This is a genomic window from Photobacterium andalusiense, from assembly GCF_900185625.1.
Taxonomy (GTDB): Bacteria; Pseudomonadota; Gammaproteobacteria; order Enterobacterales; family Vibrionaceae; genus Photobacterium; species Photobacterium aquimaris.
The window spans coordinates 75355-94922 of sequence record NZ_FYAJ01000010.1; the positions used below are offsets into that span (position 1 = coordinate 75355).

Genomic DNA, 19568 nt, shown 5'->3' on the forward strand with positions numbered 1-19568 from the left:
AGATTAATGAGTATTGATAATATCACTCACATCACTAGGGTGGGATTAAATTGCAAAAAAAGCTTGGCTGACTTGGTAAGAGTTATTGACAACTTGCGTCGTAGATTCACCACGACACTCGGCAATCACTGTTGCAATATGCGGTAAATATAACGGCTCATTACGACTAGATTTCGGCTTTGGACGATAATCTCGTGGCAATAAATATGGGCAATCGGTTTCAATCATTAACCGCTGACTAGGAATCGATTTCACAATCTGGCGTAACTCAGTACCACGGCGTTCATCGCAAATCCAACCCGTGATACCAATATGTAAATCAAGCGCCAAGCAATCGTCTAACGCTTGTTGTGAGCCAGTAAAGCAATGTAATACTGCTGCGGGTAATTTATCGCGCCAGGGTTTTAGAATCGCTAAAAAACGCTCATGGGCATCACGGCAATGCATAAACACCGGCATATTTAATTCAGCTGCTAACGCTAATTGCGCTTCAAACACGGCTTCTTGTTGCGGACGCGGCGAAAAATCACGGTTAAAATCTAAGCCACACTCACCTATCGCTACTACCTCAGGTAGCTGCGCTAAAGCGCGAATTTGCGGCAGTGCTAAATCAGTTACCGATTTGGCATCATGAGGGTGTACCCCTGCCGTGCTATAACAATAATTTGGCCACTGTTGAGCCAGTTGTTGAGCGGCAATACTTTCTTCAATACTGGTGCCGGTAATAACCAGTCCTTTAACACCAACAGCTTGAGCACGTGTAATAACCTCTGCGCGATCTTTATCAAACCGACTATTGGTAAGGTTTACGCCAATATCTATCATTTGTTTATCCACCAACGAGTCAATGATCATAATCAGCAGTATATCGAGCCTAGCATTAACTGACTATCTTGAGCATGACATTATTACAGCTATAAAAAAACCGACACTAATGTCGGTTTTTTTCATCATCACAGGGCTTGTAACCCTATTCTTTGCTGATGCTCTTCACGTCTTGCTGTTCGTCATCGTCGTATTCGTCTTCATCATCTTTACGAATGTAAAAACGTGAGAAGAATAAACCGACTTCAAACAACAAACACATTGGTACTGCTAACAAAGTCTGAGATAAAATATCAGGCGGTGTTAACAACATACCAACCACAAACGCGGCCACAATAATATATGGGCGTTTACTGCGTAACGTTTCAGGATCGGTTGCACCGGTCCAACACAACAGAATAATCGCTACAGGAATCTCAAAAGCGATACCAAATGCCATAAATAACGACAGTACGAAATCGAGATAACTTGAAATATCTGTTGCAACTTCAACTCCATGTGGAGCGACGCTGGTAAAGAACTTAAACACCAATGGAAACACAACAAAATAAGCAAACGCAACACCGGCATAAAACAGCAATGAGCTGGACACCAAGAGTGGCATAATAAGCTTACGTTCGTGCTTGTATAAACCTGGCGCTACAAAAGCCCACAGTTGATACAAAATCATTGGTACAGCAATAAACACAGCGGTAACTAAAGTGAGTTTTATCGGTGTAAAGAAGGGTGACGCAACATCAGTTGCGATCATAGTGGCACCAACTGGCATACGTTCAACCAAAGGCGCAGCTACAAAAGCGTAAATGTCTTTCGAAAACCAAACAATACAGACAAAAACCACCAGCACGCTGATGAGAGAGCGCAGAATCCGTGTACGCAGCTCAAGTAAATGGCTGAATAACGGCTGCGAATCTTCGACAGTCGACATAGTGATGTAATTTATTCCTGCTTATTAGAAGTCGTTGCTGAGGGTTGCTCGTTTTTATCAGCATAGGGACGTTGCACATCAGAAGCGACTTTTTTAAGTTCATCAACCGACTCTTGCAATTCAGGTGCGATGTCCTTCATTCCCATTTGCTCAGCTTTTTTTAAATTGGCTTGTAGTTCCTGAATTTTCAGTTCTTGAGCCAACTCATCTTTGACTGAGTTTGCCATATTACGGGCAGCGCCTATCCACTGCGATACGGTACGTATCGCAACGGGTAGACGTTCCGGCCCCAGTACTACTAATCCCACCACGGAGATCAGCACTAACTCCCAGAACCCGATATCAAACACGTCTTAAACCTGCTCTTTGTCTTTTTGACTCGTTTTAGTCTGATCAGCGGCTTGCTGCTCATCCGCAATTTTCTTCTGCTCAAAATCTGCATCAGGTGTTTCTTTTTTCGCTGCTGGTGCTGAATCTTCATCACCAATTGCTTTTTTGAAACCCTTAACGGCAGAGCCTAAGTCGCCACCCAATGTGCGTAACTTCTTAGTTCCGAACAACAGAACAATGATCAGTGCAATAATTAATAATTGCCAGATACTGATACCACCCATGCTTATTTTACCTCAGCTTTATGTGGTTAATAACGGAGTGCGTTGGTTAAACGCAACTATAAGTATAGGCGAAACCTGAATCGATTACTTTCGACAGGCTCGCCATCCTAGCAACCAAAATACCGATCCTGCTCCAGCTGCAATAGCAGGATAGGTGGTAACATGATCACCAAAAAGTATGGCAGCACACACCATCATGGTGGCACCAATACCAAAATAAAATCTTGCCTTACCTTGGTTACGCCGACTATCCATGAAATTATCATAGAGTGTATCGAGTCGTTGGTTCATAACCTTGCCTTGGCGCAAACTGTCGTAAAGTAATTCAGGTAATTCGGGTAACTTTTCAGCCCAAAATGGTGCTTTACTCTTTACGGCCTCAATAATGGCTTGCGGCCCGACTTGACGCGACATCCAATCTTCTAAAAATGGTTTCGCCGTCGCCCACAAATCAAGCTGTGGATACAGTTGTCGTCCAAGGCCTTCAACATAAAGTAAGGTCTTTTGTAATAATACTAACTGCGGCTGCACTTCCATATTAAATCGACGTGCAGTATTGAATAAATTCAGTAACACATGCCCAAATGATATTTCACATAATGGTTTTTCAAAAATCGGTTCGCACACGGTACGAATAGCGACCTCAAAGGCATCAATGTTAGTGTCAGCAGGCACCCAACCGGAATCAACGTGTAATTCTGCTACCTTGCGATAGTCACGATTAAAGAACGCCAACAGGTTTTCAGCTAAGTAGCGTTTGTCTTCTCGGTTTAACGTTCCAACAATACCACAGTCCAACGCAATCCATTGTGGATCATGCGGATGCTCATACGAAACAAAAATATTCCCTGGATGCATATCGGCGTGAAAGAAACTATCACGGAATACCTGCGTAAAAAATATATTTACCGCATTTTCCGATAATAATTTCAAATCAGTGCCATTAGCTTTTAATGCTTCGATGTCTGAAACCTGAATACCATATATACGTTCCATGACAAGCAGATTAACACTGCTATAATCAGTGAAAACTTCTGGTACGTACAGCGAATTATCGCCTTCAAAATTACGTCGAAGTTGAATACCATTAGCAGCTTCACGCATTAAATCCAGTTCATCAAGTAAGGTTTTTTCATACTCCCTTACCACTTCAACTGGACGTAAGCGCCGCGCTTGTGGTTGCAGTCGAGAAACTATCTCGGCCATCCTGTACATCAACTTAATATCAGCTTCAATGATCGGCTTTATATCTGGTCGAATAACTTTAAACACAATTTCACGACCATTTTCTTTCATGGTAGCGGTATGCACTTGAGCAATTGACGCTGATGCTAACGCAACCTCATCAAAATCATCAAACCATTGCTCAATTGGGCCACCTAATGACGCTTCAATGGTTCGTTTCGCTAGCTGACCATCAAATGGTGCTACCTGATCTTGTAATAATGCTAATTGATCAGCGATATGTGGCGGAAATAAATCACGTCGAGTCGACATCATCTGACCGAACTTAATCCACACTGGACCAAGTTCTTGTAATGCTAACCGTAACCGCTCACCTAATGGCTTATCAGGGTACTCATTTTTGATCCAAAATAACGATTTACGTATTTTTTTTGGCAATTCAGAGCGTGGATCTTGTGGAATGAAATCATCCAAACCGTAACGTAACTGCACTTCAATAATGCGGTAAAGACGTTTAATTTCACGAATAGTCATCATGGCTATTATCGCTCAAGTAGCTGATTTAATCGGGCCTCAAAACAGGCGGTAGCAGATTTCAAGTCATCAACTTGATCGGCAAAATAGGCTATTTCTAGTGGCTGTGGTAATAATTTCCACTCTTCCGTTAGCGTTTGTGCCAAATTTTGCTGGCGTTTAAGCAACCGCTGCTGAATAAACTTCCCGCTCGATTTCACGCCGCGAACCATCGTATGAGCTACAATATCACCACTATAATGTGATAATTTCTCTTCAATATCAGGTTTTAAGCCGCTCAATAGGCTCGAAAAATGCTGCGCTAATTGTAAATCGCCTTCAAGTGATAACTTATCGGCTTTAATTAGCTGAGTCAGATTAGCTTGTTGACGTAATTCAGGCAGCACACTTAAGTTAAGTGCCAATTGACAATCAACTTCGCCTTCATAAGCAGCTAACACATCAATTTGTTGGCTAAAAATAAAATATAACGTTTTGCCAAATTCATTTAGCGTCACGCTGATCACTTTGCCGCGTAAACGAGATAAACGACGCTGACTATCAGCATCGTCTTTTACTAACTGATTAAGCGCCGTTTCTATCGCGCCAGTAACAAATGCATCTATTGGCATAGGGGCCTCAGAACTTATAGCCACGGTGCAAAGCAACAATACCGCCGGTTAAGTTGTAGTAGGAAGTCTGATCAAAGCCAGCCTCATCCATCATGCTCTGTAATGTTGTTTGATCAGGGTGCATGCGAATAGATTCAGCCAAGTAACGATAGCTTTCACTGTCGTTAGCAATCACTTCACCAATTTTAGGTAGTAAGTGGAATGAATAAGCATCATAGATTTTTGATAATGGTTCTAAAATCGGCTTAGAAAATTCCAACACTAATAAACGACCACCTGGTTTTAACACTCGGTACATCGAACGCAATGCTTGCTCTTTATCGGTAACATTACGTAAGCAAAAGCTAATCGTAATACAGTCAAAATAATTATCAGGAAAAGGCAATTCTTCGGCATTAGCTTGCACGTAACCGACGTTCCCTACAATACCACTGTCACGTAATTTACTGCGGCCAACCTTTAGCATCGAGTTATTAATATCAGCCAGAATAACCTGACCGCTGTCTCCCACAATACGAGAAAACTTAGCGGTTAAATCGCCAGTACCACCGCCTAAATCCAGAACGCGCTGACCACGGCGCACACCACTGCAGTCAATCGTAAACCGTTTCCATACGCGGTGAATACCCATCGACATTAAATCGTTCATAATGTCGTACTTTGCCGCTACTGAGTGGAATACTTCAGCAACCATGGTTGCTTTTTCTTCTTTGGCCACGGTACGAAAGCCAAAGTGGGTCGTGTCTTGTGTGGTGTCCGTCATGCTCAATCCGTTATGTGTCCTCGCGCTCATTTCAATGTCACCATAAAATAGCGAACGAGGATTAAATTCATTTATTCAACTGGCTTAGTGTACTTGATGGTTGTCGTTTGCTCAAAGTGGTTTACTCCTTAAGCCCTATAAATCCAACTTTGATGTAGAGGTTATATGTGAAAAACCTCGAGAATCATGCAGTTGTGACTGTGATTTTTCTACTAACTGCGGACTAATATCACGCTTCACTTCTACCCCTAAGAGTTTAAAGCTTTCCGCTTGGCGAATGACATTGCCACGTCCACTGGCTAACTTATTCATTGCACTATGATAACTTTGATTCGCTTTCTCCAATGACGCTCCTAACCCTTCCATATCAGTCACAAATAAGCGTAATTTGTCGTACAGTTTACTCGCTCGCTCGGCTATTTCTTTGGCATTTTGATTTTGATGCTCATTACGCCATAAATTACTAATTGTGCGCAGTGCCACCAGTAATGTAGTCGGGCTAACCAACATGATATTAAGATCCATCGCATCGCGAATCAGTTTCGGATCAGCGGCAATGGCTGCTTGAAAGGCTGGTTCAACCGGAATAAACATCAGCACATAATCAAGACTTTGAACCCCATGGAGCTGATGATAATCCTTACGGCTTAGTCCTCGCATATGGGCCCGCATCGACGCAATATGTTCACTGATGGCTAACTCTCGCTCAGCCACGGTGTCAGCATTAAAGAAACGCTCATAGGCCACCAATGACATTTTGGCATCCACCACCACATCTTTTTGCTGTGGTAAATGCACCACCACATCGGGTTGATAACGTTTGCCGTCTTCATTTTCTAAGCTGACTTGAGTTTGATATTCATGGCCTTCACGTAAACCTGATTCAGTTAACACGCGCGCAAGCACCACTTCACCCCAATTCCCTTGGGCTTTATTGTCCCCTTTAAGTGCTTGAGTAAGGTTAACCGCTTCCTGCGCCATCTGTTCATTAATCTGCTTAAGGTGATTAATTTGGTGCACTAATGTATGGCGTTCACGTGACTCTTGAGTAAAGTTATCATTGACTTGCTTTTTAAAGCTTTCTAATTGCTCTTTAAGTGGCATTAACAAGCTTTGTAAGCTGATTTTATTTTGCTCATCAACCGTACGGGTTTTATGTTCAAACAATTTATTGGCCAAGCTTTCAAATTGAATTCTTAACCGCTCTTCAGCGTGTTCTAACAATTGGATTTTTTCTTCCGCTGATTTTTGTTCTTCAAAATGACGCGCATCTTGTTCACGTATATCCGCCTCTAGACGGGCATTAATCACCCGTGAATTATCTAACTGTTCAAATAAATACTGTTTTTCATTTTGAAGCGCTTCAAAGTGACGCATTTTTTCAACCGCAGCCGATAAATTACCGTGTAATTGGCGTATTTCATGAGTTAGACGGTCGCGTTCATCATCCATTTGTTCAAGCTCTTGATTACGTTCATCAAGTTGTTGTTGCAATTGCTGCTCGCGGGCTTGCAATAAACGAAGATCTGCTTGCGCTTGCTGCTGATGAAGTTGCAATGTTTGTTCAAAACGTCCCTTTAACCATAATGTGGTGATCACACTTGCCACTGTGGCCGCAGAGATTGCCGCCAACAGTGAAATAACGCTACCACTTAACCATTCCGTCATATTAAATACTCAACCAAAAACCACCGAATCCATTTCTGTTGTAAGGCTAAGTCGATACTGGATCAATGTCCAGTTCAGTGGTTTTTATTGATATTACTATCACTGTTTTTATTCAATGATAGTCTTTATTTATGCGCCCACGATCACAGCCTTATCGTGGTTCACTAGAGCCAATTAAACTGTATCTATTACACTGCAGCTTCATTTAAAGGAATAAATCGAGAATCTGTCATGAACGAACGTCATGCCGTTGGTTATGGTCTTGCGGCGGTATTATTGTGGTCAACGGTTGCTACCGCATTTAAAATTACCCTTAATTATTTTTCACCGCCACAGATGGTGGTAATTGCGAGCCTAGTTTCAATTATTGCGTTAATTATTATTGCAACTTACCAAGGTACACTTTGCCACTTATTTTCTACTTTTCATGCTCGCCCTTGGTATTACCTTACTTTAGGGCTTATTAATCCTTTTGCTTATTACTTAGTGTTATTTAAAGCTTATGACTTATTACCAGCTTCGCAGGCGCAACCATTAAATTATAGCTGGGCGATTACGCTCACCCTTATGGCTGCACTCTTTTTACATCAAAAAATTCGCCGTCAAGATTGGATAGCCTGTGGCTTAGGCTATTTAGGGGTGGTGATAATTGCAACTAATGGTGATCTGCTCGCGCTCCAATTTGATAGCCCACTCGGGGTCGGGTTAGCCTTATTTTCCACCTTGTTATGGGCTCTGTATTGGATCATCAATACCAAAAATAATGCCGATCCTGTATTAGGGCTATTACTGGGCTTTTTAACCTCGTTGCCTTTTTCGATTGGGTTAAATTTTTACTTGGGCGGCTGGCAATCAGTACCGTGGCAAGGATGGGCAGCGGTCACTTATGTCGGTTTGTTTGAAATGGGGATCACTTTCGTTTTATGGCTCAATGCGCTCCGTTTAACTGCTAATACCGCTCGTATTAGTAATTTAATCTTTATTTCGCCGTTTATTTCACTGCTATTATTGGCCACCATCATTGGCGAACAAATAGCAGCTTCAACTATCGTTGGACTATTATTTATTATTAGCGGTTTAGTGATCCAACAATGGCGTTCAAAATCATCACCTTCCTCTGAAGTGCAACAGCCATAGCCTAAAATGCCGCTAAAAATAAAGCCTGTCATCAAGACAGGCTTTATAAAAATGCACACTCAATCGCCGCTAACTAATAACGGCTTAGCACTCATCAGTTGTTAGTGGTGCTTGATGCCAGCTTTTACCCCACTTTGACCACAATACCAATAACCCTGGGATCAATAACCACATTTGTAATGTCATCAACATTGGGGTTGTTAAATCAAGTCGCTGAGTCAAACTCACCATCACGCCTGCACCACTCATCTGAAACAAACCTAACAATGCTGCTGCCGTACCAGCGCGATCGCCAAATGGCGCTAATGCTTTACCTGCCGATGAGCCTAAAACAAAGGCGAACCCAAATGAACAAATAAAGATTGGAGTCATAAATGCCCATGCTTGATTAATAGAACTCAGTCCCAACATTAATCCACCAGCAACCGCTAAAATAATCAGTCCGGTTTGTAATGTCGCTCGCGTACCAAAACGGTCCATAAATTTTGGCGCCACCATACAAGCAGTAATATTAAGCGCAGCATTAATTCCAAACCATAAGGTAAATTGGTTCATATCAGCCCCTAGATAACTCATTAACCACACAGGTGCTGATGTCACATACGCTAAAATCACCGCCATCGCTAACATGCATAAACTAGCATGGTATAAAAATGTTGGTTCACGTAATACCGACCAATAACGGCTTAAACTTAAAGTTGAACCACTAATATGAGTATCTGCGGGGCGAGTTTCTTTAAACATCATCATCACAAAAATACCAGCAACAAGCGCAAAACCGGCCATAAAACTAAAATTTGAACGCCAGCCGAACTCATGGGTTAACCAAGTACCTAATAAGGGTGCTAAAGCGGGAATAAAACAGATTGCACCATTTAAGTAACTGATCATACGGCCACTCTTTTCTGCGCCAAAACTATCACGCACCGCAGAAAAAGCGGCAACAGAGGTTGCACAAGCACCAAAACCTTGTAATAAACGCGCCGCTAATAGCATATCTAAGCTGGCTGCTAAATATGCCATTAGTGCACTAAAGCCATAAATCACAATCCCTGCTAATGCAATTGGTCGACGCCCAAAGCGATCCGCCAAAGGTCCGGCTAATAACTGCCCTAACCCTAAGCTAAACATAAACCAGGTCACGGTATCTTGAACGCGTACAGCATTGACCCCAAAACTATCGGCAATAGCTGGGAAAGCTGGAAGGTAAATATCAATAGCCAATGGGCTAAATAGCACTAACGTTACCATCAGGGTAATTAATTTAGTATCAGTAGAAGCGGTGGTTGACGGAGTCATATCATGTTCCTTAAAGATGATCGCGCCAAGTCTACGGTTTTAGAGATATGAATAGAAATGGTATATATTCAATAGCACTTTTCCATTTTGGAATATCACTCACAGCAGTTATTTGCCACACTTTTAATCATAGATAACCTGATGAGGCAGAAATTTAATAAATCCCAATCAATTGACCATTAGCTAATTGATGCCAACCAACAAACACGCTAACGTAACCGCATCGACTTAATAACCATCCCCCATTCATAATGCGATAGTTATTTAAGTTTACAGCTTATGCCATCGTAAAGATGACGCTTTAATTAAAGGACGAAAACATGCAAGCAGCAATTTCGCAACGTGTTGAACAAATCCGTCAATGGCTCACTGATAATCAGTTAGATGCTTTATTGATCCCTCACGAAGATGAATTTCTCGGTGAATATATTCCCGATCATAATGAACGTCTGCACTGGTTAACTGGATTTACTGGTTCAGCGGGCGCTGCCATTATTACGCGTGATGATGCTGCTGTTTTTGTTGACGGTCGTTATGTAGTACAAGTACGCAAGCAAGTGCCTGCAGAAGTATTTCAATACTGCCACCTTATAGAACAACCACCCGTCCAATGGACATTAGACAATTTAGCCGCTGGCAGTAAAGTTGCCATTGATGCTCGCTTACACAGTGCAGCATGGCTTAAAAATGCCACCGCCACTATTGATAGTGAATTAGACCTAGTGTGCGTGACCGAAAACCCAATTGATATGCTATGGCTAGACCGCCCAGCACCTGTATTATCTGATGCCCAATTGATGGGCTTAGAATATGTCGGTCAATCAAGCGCAGAGAAGCGGGAGCAAATTGCAGCACTACTTAAAAAGCAAAAAGCGGATGCTGCCTTTTTAAGTCAGCTTGATAGCATTGCTTGGCTATTAAATATTCGTGGTGATGATGTTCACTGTCTACCTGTTCTACTATCAGCTGCGGTGATCCATAGCGATGCATCGGTTGATTTCTATATCGATCATCACCGTCTACCAGAAGGTTTTGCAGCTCACGTAGGTAACGGCGTCAATATCCGCGAGCCAGAGCAACTTGCCGCGGGTTTAGCTGCACTTTCAGGTAAACGTGTACAATTTGACTCGACAAACAGTAATGCATGGGCAGCTCAACAACTAACAGATGCTGACGCGCAGCTGATTGAAGCTGCAAACCCGACCTTACTACCTAAAGCCACCAAAAATGCGACTGAAATGGCAGGCATGAAGGCGTGTCATATTCGTGATGGTGTGGCAATTGCAAAATTCCTTGCATGGGTTGATACACAAGTAGCGAATGGCAACCTATTAGATGAAGCTCAGTTATCTGATCAACTGTGGCAATACCGTCAGCAAGATCCAAGCTGCCGTGATGTGAGTTTTGATACCATTTCAGCTTCTGCCGGTAATGCAGCAATGTGTCACTACAATCACATTGACCAACCACAGCCAAGCAAGCTGCAAATGGATACGGTTTACTTGGTCGATTCAGGCGGTCAATACCCAGACGGTACAACCGATATCACCCGTACGATCGCTATCGGCAATCCAGGTGATGAAGTAAAACAAGCTTTCACATTAGTACTAAAAGGTCATATCTCATTGGCTTCGGCGCGTTTCCCGAAAGGTACTACCGGCTCACAACTCGACGCACTAGCCCGTCAACATCTATGGGCGCATGGTTTTGATTATGACCATGGTACAGGTCACGGAGTGGGTCACTTCTTAAGTGTTCACGAAGGTCCACAACGCATTTCTAAAGTGGCCAACCCAACCGCGCTACTGCCAGGCATGGTATTATCTAACGAGCCAGGTTATTACCGTGCTGACGCGTTTGGTATTCGTATCGAAAACCTTGAAGCGGTCATTGAAATCGCAACCCAAGGTGATATGTCAGTAATGGGCTTTGAATCTCTAACCCGTGCACCGATTGATAAGCGCTTGATCGATCCTGCACTACTAACCGACATCGAGCTTGCATGGCTTAACAACTATCATCAAACCGTGTTTAACGTGATCAGTCCATCGCTGACAGCTAGTGATCTTGAGTGGCTAACCCAAGCGACATCACCACTAAGCCGCTAACTTTTAGATAAGTAAAAGAAAAGCCAGTACGTATCACGTACTGGCTTTTTATTATCCGGAATAGGCGGGGTGCCAATCCTTCCACACCACTTCAAACCCCTGTTGCTTAACCGTTATCGCGACATCTGCAACCGAACGTTCATCACTGATCGCAAACTGTTCTAGCTCAGGCGTGTCATCGGCGTATCCGCCAGGCTGGGTTTTAGAACCTGCCGACATACTTGTAACCCCTAACGGCAATACATTATCGCGAAAATGCGGTGATTCTCTCGTTGATAACGACAGCTCAACTTCAGGATTAAACAATCGATAAGCACAAATTAATTGCACCAGTTGGCGATCCGTCATCACCGACTTAGGCTCTAATCCACCAGTACAGGGTCTTAAACGTGGGAATGAAATCGAATAGCGGCTTTGCCAATAGGTACGTTCAAGATAAGCCAAATGACAGGCAACAAAAAAACAATCTGTGCGCCATTCTTCCATGCCGATCAATGCACCAATCCCTATCTTATCAATTCCAGCTTTTGCGAGCCGATCTGGTGTCGCTAAGCGGTATTCAAAATTGGTTTTATTGCCTCGTAAATGATGCTTCGCATAGGTTGGCGCATTATAGGTTTCTTGATACACCATCACCGCATCTAAACCCAGTTGGCGCAGCTCTTGGTACTCATCTTGCTCTAGTGGCTGTACTTCCATTGCCAAATAACTGAAGTGCTGTTTGATTTGAGGCAGCGCATCACGAAAGTAATTCATACCGACTTTGGTTTGATGCTCGCCTGTAACCAGTAACACACTATCAAAATTTAGCGCTTTTATTGCCTCACACTCTCGCTCTATTTCTTGCTCACCCAAGGTACGACGTTTAATGCGATTTTCCATCGAAAAACCACAATAGGTACACACATTAGCACACAGATTCGAAAGGTATAACGGTACATAAAAACTTATGGTATGACCAAAGCGCTGCCGTGTTAACATCGCAGAGAGTTGTGCCATTTGCTCTAAGTAAGGTTCAGCCGCAGGTGAAATTAAGGCTTTGAAATCCTCTAGATCCAGCGTTGATTTTCCTAAAGCACGCTCAACATCGGCAGCTGTTTTAGCATAAATCGACAACCGGATATCATCCCAATCCATTTGTTGCCAAATATCCACAAAGCTCATGTTGGCTCCTTAGTCGTTAAGAAATGCCGTTAATGGGCTTGATGCAATAGCATGATTGATCTTACCAGCAAGACCAGCTTCATATGCCATGCGACCACTTTCCACGGCTAATTTAAATGCACGCCCCATTGCTATCGAATCACTTGCCGCTGCGATGGCAGTATTGACCAATACTGCATCGGCGCCCATTTCCATCGCTGCAGCGGCATGAGACGGCGCCCCAATGCCGGCATCAACCACCACAGGTACTTGCGCCTGATCGATAATAATCCGTAGAAAATCGTGAGAAACTAAGCCTTTATTCGATCCAATCGGCGCACCTAATGGCATCACTGCTGCGCAACCTACCTCTTCTAATCGCTTACACAATACAGGATCGGCATGACAGTAAGGCAATACCACAAAGCCTTGTTTTACTAGCTGCTCAGCTGCTTTTAGCGTTTCAATCGGATCAGGCATGAGGTATTTCGAATCAGGATGAATCTCTAATTTTAGCCAATTGGTCCCCAATGCTTCTCGAGCTAGCTGTGCAGCAAAGATCGCTTCTTTGGCATTTTTCGCCCCTGATGTATTAGGCAGTAAATTCACTCCAGCTTGGATCAATGGCGCTAAGATATCGTCATCACGTTCCGCAATATTGACCCGCTTTAGTGCCATGGTCACCAGTTCAGAGCCTGTCGCTAAAATCGATGCTGCCATGACATCCCGATTAGCGTACTTACCCGTTCCGGTAAATAATCGCGATGAAAAAGTTTTATTCGCAATGGTCAACATATTAACCTCCTGCTATCGCTTGAAATAACGCGATCTGATCGCCATCAGCAATGACGGTTGTTGACCACTCGCTTGCCGCGACAATACGCTGATTTATCGCGATCGCTGTACCTTGTATGGGTAAATCTAACTGCCTAACAAATTGATTAACGGTTTGCTCAGGCTCACAAGACATGGATTCATCGTTCAACCAGATAGTTATCATAGTCGTCATTTATCCAACCTCCCTTTGATCTTGCTGACCACACACAGGGCAAGCAGAATCAGCATCGACTGATACCTGCTGCCATTTTCCTGTTAAGCCATTAAATTGCTGCAATAGCCCAAACCCGACCTCACCAACATCTATAATAGTTTTAATCGCATTTAACGCTTGTAAGGTGCCAATGATGCCCACAACAGGCCCCATCACGCCGTTACTACGACAATTTTGATCTTGTGGCGACGCTTCATTATGCAATGGAAACACACACTGGTAACACGGAGAGATCTGTCTGAAATCAAACGCAAGTAACTGTCCTTGCCAACCTATCGACGCACCGGCAATCAGTGGTGTTTGATGCTGATAACAAGCTTGATTTAGCGCATAACGGGTTGCCCAATTGTCACTGCAATCAAGTACGATATTCGCTTGTTGAACTTCGATCTCAAGTTGGAGTCCTGCTAATTTTGCTTGAACCGCTCGCGTGCGGATTGATGGATTGAGTGCATTGAGCTGCTGGCATGCTGCAACTGCTTTGCTGTGACTAATATCAGCTTCACGATAAATCACCTGCCGTTGTAGGTTAGAGATTTCAACCTCATCATCATCGGCAATCACCACTAAACCAACCCCCGCAGCGGCTAAATACATCGCAGCTGCAGAGCCTAAGCCACCGGCACCGACAATCAACACCTGCGCTTGAGTTAATGCAACCTGCCCTAATTCACCAACTTCAGCTACCATTATTTGGCGGCTGTAACGTACAAAAGCGCGATCACAGAGCTCTGATTGAATCGTCACTAAGTGCTCCTCCTGCTTGATTCTCAACATTAGCAACCAAGATGTTATTTAGTTCTGCTATTGCAGCCTCTGGATCATCAGCCTGAGTGATCGCACTAACAACAGCCACCGCAGTTACTCCAGTGCGCCACACTTTGCCTGCACGCTCAATCGTTATTCCGCCAATAGCTACTGTGGGACATCGTTCACCAATCAGTTTTTGGTACAGTGCTAATCTGCTCACCCCTTGCGGCAAAGACGGCATCTCTTTAGTCGAGGTAGCAAAAATATGTCCTAATGCGATGTAGCTCGGTTGATATTCTAAAGCGCGTAAAATCTCATAATAACCGTGGGTTGATATTCCTAATCGCAACCCAGCCTGTTGAATAGCAGCCAGATCTGCACTATCCAAATCCTCTTGCCCAAGGTGAACCCCATAAGCATGATGCTTAATTGCCAGCAGCCAATAATCATTGATAAAGACTTGAGCTTGGCACGCAATTCCCGCCACAACCGCTTGCTGAATTTGTTGTTCTAACCTAGATTGATGGAGGTTTTTAATTCGTAATTGAGTGGTTGTTACACCAAGTTGTAATACGCGCTCGACCCAGTTGACGCTATCAACCACCGGGTAAAGTCCCAATTTAGTGCGATCTAAACTTGCAAACGGTGTCAGCGCATTATCATTACTGTGGCAGCCAAATTGTTCTAATTCTGAATCATGGCTTACTACCGCACGTGGAAAAACCTTTGCTGTTGTCGGCCACACTAATTCACCTTGCGCTCGACAATTATGATCCTGATAACTACGAGCATGCGCACGTGCTAAGACCAAGGCATCATCAATAGGATAATCCAGCGCCAATGCCACCAATAACATTGCTCGTTGAGCCTCACTAGCACCACTGTGATGGCAATAGGTTGCTCTTGCTTGGCCTTGATGGTGCCAAAGGTCAAAGCACCCATCAGTAGTTGGATAACCACACAATATCAAACTCGAATCAGTAACAACTTTATCGCGTAACACTTCAAGCTCATCAAAAGGTGCTAACCACTGATCGCGCACTTGATACGTAGGTTGTAAGTCATCGTTCTCTGCTGCAATAAAGTTAAATGCTAATGAACACTCTTTAGTTGCTGTTTTAATCTTTATTAACTGTTCATTATTAATTGTGACATTCACTTCATCGCCAAGTTGATATAGCTGAGCTGGCACTAATAGCGGCTCAATATGCATTAATAATGGCATTAAGTGCTGGGGTAACGATAAGGTATTCATTGACTAGCCCTCTTTAGCAGGATGATATAATTCACTGCCTCGAGCACGAAATTCTGTCGCTTTCTGCTGCATTCCATCACTGACGTTATCCGTAAAAGTAATGTCAATTTGCTGCAACTCTTTCGCGTAATCACGAACCTCTTGAGAGATCTTCATTGAACAAAACTTAGGGCCACACATTGAGCAGAAATGGGCCACTTTGCCAGACTCTTGCGGCAAGGTTTGATCGTGATAATCTCGAGCAGTTTGTGGATCTAGGCCAAGGTTAAACTGATCTTCCCAGCGAAATTCAAACCGTGCTTTAGATAAGGCGTTATCACGAACTTGAGCACCAGGATGGCCTTTGGCTAAGTCTGCCGCATGCGCGCACAACTTGTACGTGATCAAACCGACTTTTACATCATCTTTATTTGGCAACCCCAAGTGCTCTTTAGGCGTGACATAACACAACATTGCACAGCCATACCAGCCAATCATCGCCGCACCAATACCAGAAGTAATATGATCATAACCCGGTGCAATGTCGGTTGTTAAAGGCCCTAAAGTATAAAATGGCGCTTCATGACAATGTTTAAGTTGCTCATCCATATTGGCTTTAATCATATGCATCGGCACATGTCCTGGGCCTTCAATCATCACCTGAACATCATATGCCCACGCTATTTTGGTCAACTCACCTAATGTACGTAACTCACTAAACTGTGCTTCATCATTAGCATCAGCAATAGAGCCAGGACGCAGACCATCGCCCAATGACAGCGAAATATCATATTGAGCACAAATCTCACAAATCTCACGAAAGTGCTCATACAAGAAACTTTCTTTATGGTGGGCTAAACACCATTTCGCCATAATTGACCCACCGCGAGAAACTATACCAGTGACCCGTTTCGCCGTCATAGGTACATAGCGAAGTAACACACCAGCATGAATAGTAAAGTAATCAACACCTTGCTCTGCTTGCTCTAAGAGAGTGTCGCGGAACACTTCCCAATTTAAGTTCTCTGCGATACCATTTACTTTCTCAAGTGCTTGGTACATAGGTACCGTACCTATTGGCACCGGACTATTACGAATGATCCACTCCCGCGTTTCGTGAATATTACGTCCTGTTGATAAATCCATTACCGTATCGCCCCCCCAACGAGTAGACCAAACCAGTTTTTCAACTTCTTCTTCAATCGAAGAACTAACGGCAGAGTTACCAATATTAGCGTTAACTTTGACTAGAAAATTTCGACCAATGATCATTGGCTCAACTTCGGGATGATTAATATTGGCAGGAATAATCGCTCGGCCTTCTGCCACTTCTTGACGCACAAATTCAGCCGTAATTTGCGTGGGAAGGTTAGCACCAAAGCTCATGCCTGAATGCTGTTGGTTTAGAACCTCATCATCATAGTGTGTGCGTCCCATATTTTCACGAATCGCAATATATTCCATTTCTGGAGTAATAATACCTTGGCGAGCATAATGCAGTTGGGTTACACAATGATTCAATTTCGCGCGTCGAATCGGTGCTCGATGGGAAAAACGCAACGCATTTAACGTTTCATCATTTAAGCGCTCGTGAGCATAATCAGAACTAACCTCAGCCAATAACTCGGTATCGTTACGTTCCGTAATCCAATTTTGACGGACTGTTGGCAACCCACGATAAATATCTATTGGCTGCTCAGGATCGGTATAAAAACCGGAAGTGTCATAAACTCGTATTGGTTGGTTGGATTCAAAAATAGGGGTTTGTTTCGGACCACTGACCAAACTATCAGCGAGGGTAATTTCACGCATTGGCACTAAAATATCAGTGCGACTACCGCTGACATACACTTTGTGGGAATTAGGGAAAGGTTGAGCCGTTAATGACTCGATAAATTGTTTCGCTTCCAATCTCGCTTGTTTGCGATTCGACACAGCAATTTCCTTTTAATATAGTAGGGAAAAGTGCTTGGCAGATGGGCGTAAACAAGAGCTATGCAGCATATTGTGCACAATCAAATACGTATAGTGACCCCTGAAAAAGGATATATAGTAAAGATAACCTCTTGTTCCCTTCGCAGGTATTAGCCTGATCAGGTTCAACGGATCCCGCAATGCGGTCTCAGCCATATGGCACTCCGACAAGTAAGAGATTAAGTATAAAGACTCCAGCGATCACTACAAGTCTTTAACCGAAGCAATCAACAGACAGTGACAGACAGCAAAAAGCCGTGCAATAACACGGCTTTTATTTCATTTGAACAACCATAATGATTATTGTGAAATGAGTACATCACACTTAAGATGTTTTGCTAATGTTTCACTCACATCACCAAAAATATGTAGGCTCGATTTGTGATAACCAGTGATAACTAACTTCGCTTCTACTTTTTCAGCAAGCTGTTCTAGGTGTTTAGCAATATCACCATTCGCAATATGTAGTCCTGCAACAGGATAAGATGAAGTTGCCGCTAATTCAGATAATTGTGACATGCGTTGTTTAGCAATAGCGTCATGTTCCTCTTGTAGTTCAATTTCAACATCAATAAAGCTCACATTACCCACACCAGGTTCAACATAAGCAATATGCAGTTCAGCGTGATTTTGCTCAGCAATAACGCCAGCTTTAACCATTAATTTATGTGCATATTTATCTTCAGGATTAACAGCAAGTAAGATTGTTTGGTATAGCGACATAGGTTATCTCCGTGAGCCAACGCTCAATAGTAAATTTGTTTGTTATGATTATGATGCTATAAATGTAGCTATACAACTAAGTATATGTCGACATTTTAATATATGCTTAAATCAATGATTGCAATTATCGAGAGTGCCAACTAACTCCACAAGCGATTATTATGACGGCTTTTAATCATTACCTTTAACTGAAACGAGATACCAATGAGCCAATATTTATTACTAGGATTCATCGCAATTGGTGGTGCATTCGGCGCCTGCTCACGATACTTAATTTCTGAGCTTTGCGTTATTTTATTTGGCCGTGGCTTCCCATACGGAACATTAACCGTCAATATTATTGGTTCGCTAATTATGGGACTATTAATGTCGGGGCTAAATCAAGGAATGATAGAAGCGGCGCCATGGCGTCCAATGATAGGCTTAGGCTTTCTTGGTGCACTAACCACTTTCTCAACCTTTTCAATGGATAACATTGTAATGATGCAGCAAGGTGAGTTTATCAAAGCAGGCTTAAATATCGTTCTTAACGTAACAGTCAGCCTGTTTGCTTGTTATATTGGCTATCAACTAATGATGAAAAGCTAATAAGCATTCAAATATATAACCGCCGTAAGGCGGTTTTTTTTATCTAAATAAATGCAGGAAATGCAGGAAATGCAGGAAACTATATATCAAACTAAATATATGTCAGTATCTTTTTTCATAAACGAAAAAAGGCCATCCTAACGGATGGCCTTTTAAAATTTGAAGCCTGGCGATGTCCTACTCTCACATGGGGAGACCCCACACTACCATCGGCGCTATTACGTTTCACTACTGAGTTCGGCATGGGATCAGGTGGGTCCATAACGCTATGGTCGCCAAGCAAATTCGATTTATTTATCGCCTTTAGGCAATAAATAGCAATCTGGGAAAATCTAACTAGTTTGTTCTCACACTCATTCAAGCGTTTGTAGAGTCCGTCTCTTCTCTTTGAGAAGAAAAACCCCTTGGGTGTTGTATGGTTAAGCCTCACGGG

At 43.0% G+C, this 19568-nt stretch carries 19 protein-coding genes, 1 rRNA gene and 1 riboswitch; of the genes, 3 read left to right on the plus strand and 17 right to left on the minus strand.

Going from position 1 to position 19568, the window contains the following annotated elements; translation table 11 throughout:
* Positions 1–45 precede the first annotated feature (45 nt).
* From PAND9192_RS17295 to rmuC, 8 genes are all read right to left on the minus strand, one after another.
* Positions 46–825, minus strand: a complete 780-nt coding sequence (locus tag PAND9192_RS17295; protein WP_087854758.1) for a TatD family hydrolase — start codon at positions 823–825, stop codon at positions 46–48.
* 145 nt (positions 826–970) lie between these two features.
* Entirely contained in the window at positions 971–1753 is a 783-nt protein-coding gene (tatC, locus tag PAND9192_RS17300; protein ID WP_087854741.1) for a twin-arginine translocase subunit TatC, read from the minus strand.
* 11 nt (positions 1754–1764) lie between these two features.
* Positions 1765–2103, minus strand: a complete 339-nt coding sequence (gene tatB / locus PAND9192_RS17305; protein WP_087854742.1) for a Sec-independent protein translocase protein TatB — start codon at positions 2101–2103, stop codon at positions 1765–1767.
* A gap of 3 nt (positions 2104–2106) precedes the next feature.
* Positions 2107–2367 (minus strand): Sec-independent protein translocase subunit TatA, encoded by a 261-nt coding sequence (gene tatA / locus PAND9192_RS17310; protein ID WP_036788465.1) that lies wholly within the window; start codon positions 2365–2367, stop codon positions 2107–2109.
* Positions 2368–2451: 84 nt separating this feature from the next.
* On the minus strand, positions 2452–4086 hold the full coding sequence (gene ubiB, locus PAND9192_RS17315) for a ubiquinone biosynthesis regulatory protein kinase UbiB (protein ID WP_087854759.1): 1635 nt from the start codon (positions 4084–4086) through the stop codon (positions 2452–2454).
* 8 nt (positions 4087–4094) lie between these two features.
* Complete coding sequence (locus PAND9192_RS17320; protein WP_087854743.1) at positions 4095–4697, minus strand: ubiquinone biosynthesis accessory factor UbiJ; 603 nt, start codon at positions 4695–4697, stop codon at positions 4095–4097.
* Between the two features lie 7 nt (positions 4698–4704).
* Positions 4705–5460: a bifunctional demethylmenaquinone methyltransferase/2-methoxy-6-polyprenyl-1,4-benzoquinol methylase UbiE gene (gene ubiE, locus PAND9192_RS17325; protein ID WP_060998636.1), complete on the minus strand. Its 756-nt coding sequence runs from the start codon at positions 5458–5460 to the stop codon at positions 4705–4707.
* A gap of 135 nt (positions 5461–5595) precedes the next feature.
* On the minus strand, positions 5596–7128 hold the full coding sequence (gene rmuC, locus PAND9192_RS17330) for a DNA recombination protein RmuC (RefSeq protein WP_087854744.1): 1533 nt from the start codon (positions 7126–7128) through the stop codon (positions 5596–5598).
* Positions 7129–7359: 231 nt separating this feature from the next.
* On the opposite strand from rmuC, the gene PAND9192_RS17335 reads away from it, so the two are divergent.
* Complete coding sequence (locus tag PAND9192_RS17335) at positions 7360–8265, plus strand: DMT family transporter (protein WP_087854745.1); 906 nt, start codon at positions 7360–7362, stop codon at positions 8263–8265.
* A gap of 84 nt (positions 8266–8349) precedes the next feature.
* Here the strand turns inward: PAND9192_RS17335 and PAND9192_RS17340 are convergent, their stop codons facing one another.
* Positions 8350–9564, minus strand: a complete 1215-nt coding sequence (locus PAND9192_RS17340; RefSeq protein WP_087854746.1) for a multidrug effflux MFS transporter — start codon at positions 9562–9564, stop codon at positions 8350–8352.
* Positions 9565–9884: 320 nt separating this feature from the next.
* Between PAND9192_RS17340 and PAND9192_RS17345 the strand changes: the two genes are divergently transcribed.
* The gene (locus PAND9192_RS17345; protein WP_087854747.1) at positions 9885–11672 is read left to right on the plus strand and encodes an aminopeptidase P family protein; all 1788 of its coding nucleotides are present in this window, start codon (positions 9885–9887) and stop codon (positions 11670–11672) included.
* Positions 11673–11723: 51 nt separating this feature from the next.
* Here PAND9192_RS17345 and thiH read toward each other — a convergent pair whose 3' ends face one another.
* From thiH to PAND9192_RS17380, 7 genes are all read right to left on the minus strand, one after another.
* Positions 11724–12836: a 2-iminoacetate synthase ThiH gene (gene thiH, locus PAND9192_RS17350; protein ID WP_087854748.1), complete on the minus strand. Its 1113-nt coding sequence runs from the start codon at positions 12834–12836 to the stop codon at positions 11724–11726.
* Positions 12837–12845: 9 nt separating this feature from the next.
* Positions 12846–13610 (minus strand): thiazole synthase, encoded by a 765-nt coding sequence (locus tag PAND9192_RS17355; protein ID WP_087854749.1) that lies wholly within the window; start codon positions 13608–13610, stop codon positions 12846–12848.
* 1 nt (position 13611) lies between these two features.
* Complete coding sequence (thiS, locus tag PAND9192_RS17360; RefSeq protein ID WP_087854750.1) at positions 13612–13824, minus strand: sulfur carrier protein ThiS; 213 nt, start codon at positions 13822–13824, stop codon at positions 13612–13614.
* Complete coding sequence (locus tag PAND9192_RS17365) at positions 13825–14613, minus strand: HesA/MoeB/ThiF family protein (protein WP_370738398.1); 789 nt, start codon at positions 14611–14613, stop codon at positions 13825–13827. It lies immediately after the preceding gene.
* Positions 14588–15871 (minus strand): thiamine phosphate synthase, encoded by a 1284-nt coding sequence (gene thiE, locus PAND9192_RS17370; RefSeq protein WP_087854752.1) that lies wholly within the window; start codon positions 15869–15871, stop codon positions 14588–14590. Before thiE ends, PAND9192_RS17365 begins: the two co-directional genes overlap by 26 nt.
* Before the next feature lie 3 nt (positions 15872–15874).
* Positions 15875–17785, minus strand: a complete 1911-nt coding sequence (gene thiC, locus PAND9192_RS17375) for a phosphomethylpyrimidine synthase ThiC (protein WP_087854753.1) — start codon at positions 17783–17785, stop codon at positions 15875–15877.
* Positions 17786–17903: 118 nt separating this feature from the next.
* Positions 17904–18001: riboswitch (TPP riboswitch) on the minus strand.
* Positions 18002–18124: 123 nt separating this feature from the next.
* Complete coding sequence (locus PAND9192_RS17380; RefSeq protein WP_087854754.1) at positions 18125–18547, minus strand: universal stress protein; 423 nt, start codon at positions 18545–18547, stop codon at positions 18125–18127.
* A gap of 204 nt (positions 18548–18751) precedes the next feature.
* On the opposite strand from PAND9192_RS17380, the gene crcB reads away from it, so the two are divergent.
* The gene (crcB, locus tag PAND9192_RS17385) at positions 18752–19135 is read left to right on the plus strand and encodes a fluoride efflux transporter CrcB (protein WP_036788490.1); all 384 of its coding nucleotides are present in this window, start codon (positions 18752–18754) and stop codon (positions 19133–19135) included.
* 164 nt (positions 19136–19299) lie between these two features.
* On the opposite strand, the gene rrf is transcribed toward crcB, so the two are convergent.
* Positions 19300–19415 (minus strand): 5S ribosomal RNA (gene rrf, locus PAND9192_RS17390).
* Between the last annotated feature and the right edge of the window lie 153 nt (positions 19416–19568).